Origin of the sequence: Nocardia sp. NPDC059154, assembly GCF_042755705.1 — a bacterium.
Taxonomy (GTDB): Bacteria; Actinomycetota; Actinomycetes; order Mycobacteriales; family Mycobacteriaceae; genus Nocardia.
The window spans coordinates 1-2,407 of the sequence record NZ_JBHZCS010000185.1; the positions used below are offsets into that span (position 1 = coordinate 1).

At 68.8% G+C, this 2,407-nt stretch carries 1 protein-coding gene; it reads left to right on the forward strand.

The features are described from left to right. The coding region (locus ACFXN1_RS51660; protein WP_379446713.1) for a beta-glucosidase at window positions 1–2,361 on the forward strand (2,361 nt) is incomplete at its 5' end. Window positions 2,362–2,407 lie beyond the last annotated feature (46 nt).

The window sequence follows — 2,407 nt, forward strand, 5'->3', positions numbered from 1 at the left end:
GCCATCGGGTTGCGGTCGATCGTCATGTCGGACGGCCCCTCCGGCGTCCGGGGCGGGTCGATGGACGACCGGGACCCCTCCGCCAGCCTGCCCTCGGCCACCGCGGTCGCCTCGACCTGGGACCTGGACACCGTGGACCGCCTCGGTGCGCTGATCGCGGCCGAGGCCCGGGCGAAGAACATCGATATCGTGCTGGGGCCGACGGTGAATCTGCACCGATCACCACGTGGCGGACGCCATTTCGAGGCGTTCAGTGAGGATCCGTGGCTCTCGGGCCGAATCGGCGCGGCCTATGTCAAGGCGGTACAGACCCACGGCGTGGCCGCCACCGCCAAACACTATGTCGCCAACGACAGCGAAACCGACCGCTTCACCGTGGACGCACGCGTCGACGAACGCACCCTGCGCGAGGTGTACCTGGCGCCCTTCGAGCGGATGGTCGGCGAGGGCGGCGCATGGATGGTCATGTCCTCCTACAACCAGGTCAACGGCGCCACCATGAGCGCGAACCCTTTGCTACGCAAGCCACTCAAGGACGAATGGGGTTTCGACGGCGCGGTCGTCTCGGACTGGACCGCGGTCCGCGACACCGTCGAATCAGCCACCTCCGGCCAGGACCTGGTCATGCCCGGCCCCGACACCATGTGGGGCGACGCTCTGGTCGACGCCGTCCGAGCCGGAAAAATCGACCCGGCCACCATCGACGACAAGACACTGCGGCTACTGCGACTGGCCGCCCGGGTAGGAGCGCTGGACTCCGTTGCACCGGTGGCCACTCCACCCGCACCATGGCAACGCGACGACATCCGATCGCTGCTGCGACACGTCGCCGCCGACGCCATGGTGCTCGTGCACAACGACGGCCTCCTGCCGATCGCACCCGACACCACACCCCGACTCGCGGTCATCGGCCACCACGCTCGCCGGGGCCGCAATCAGGGCGGCGGCTCGGCCATGGTGTTCCCGGAGACGGTGGTCTCACCACTGGAAGGCCTGCGCGAGCGCTACGGCGCGCACCGCGTCACCTACACCCCCGGTCTGGTGCCCAGCGCTGAACTGGTCCCCTTCGAACGGGGTACGGTCACCGACCCGGTCACCGGCGAACCGGGCATCCGGGTGCGCTATCTGGACCCGCAAGGCGCACCGTTCGCCGAGGAGGTCTTCCCGTCCGGCCGATTCGGCTGGCTCGGAGACGAACAGCTCGCCCGGGCCGCGACTCTGGAGATCACCGCCCATTTCACCCCTGCCCGCACCGGCCATCACCGGCTCGGCTTCGCGGGCCTGGGCCACAACGTGTTCCGGATCGACGACCGCGTGCTGAGCACCGACCCGATCGTGGCGGACAGCGACGATGTCCTGCAAGCGATTCTGAATCCGCCAGCGCGGGCCTTCGATGTCGAACTCGAGGCCGGGCAGCCGGTCGAGATCACCCTCGAGTTCCGACCCGATCTGCCCGGCGGCTTCCCACTCGCGCGGCTCACACTCGGCACAGAAGACGTATTCGGCACGCCCGCAGAAGAATTGGCACAGGCCGAGGCACTGGCCGCAGCCGCCGATATCGCGATCGTGGTCCTCGGCACCACCGAGACCATCGAATCCGAGGGCTTCGACCGGCCCACCCTCGCCCTGCCCCACGGCCAGGACGAACTGGTACGCCGAGTACTCGCCACCAACCCCCGCACAGTCGTAGTCGTCAACTCCGGTAGCCCGGTGCTGATGCCGTGGCTGCGTGACGTTCCCGCAACCCTGCTCACCTGGTTCCCCGGCCAGGAATTCGGCGCAGCACTCGCCGATATCCTCAGCGGCGATACCGAACCCGGCGGCCGCATCCCCACCACCTGGCCCGCCACCGAGACCGACGTACCGGTCTGGCAGGTGGAGCCGGTCGACGGGCGACTCGAATACACCGAAGGCATCCACATCGGCTACCGAGAGTGGTTGCGCCGCGCCGCCCACGGCGGTCCCGCACCCGCCATCCCGTTCGGACACGGGCTGGGCTACACCACCTGGCAGATCGCGGACCCGAACCTCGCGACTGCGGGCGACGGCTGGGTCACACTCACCGTCGACGTCACCAATACCGGATTTCGAAGCGGAAAACATGTTGTGCAGGCATATCTTTCGCGTACCGCGCCGTCGGCGATCGATCGCCCCGAATGCTGGCTCGCCGGCTACGCGCTGGTGCACGCAGAACCGGGCGCGACCGTGACCGCCCGGATCGGTATCGAGCCCCGCTCCCTCGAGCACTGGTCGACCGACGAACAGGCTTGGCTCCGGGAACCCGGCGCGTTCAGCGTCCGAGTCGGCGCCAGCGTGGCCGACCTCGGGGCAGCAGTCGAAATCCCCGCACCGCGCGTCTGATCCGATCTCGAAGGCCAGCTAGGGACGGCCACCGCCATCCCGGCCG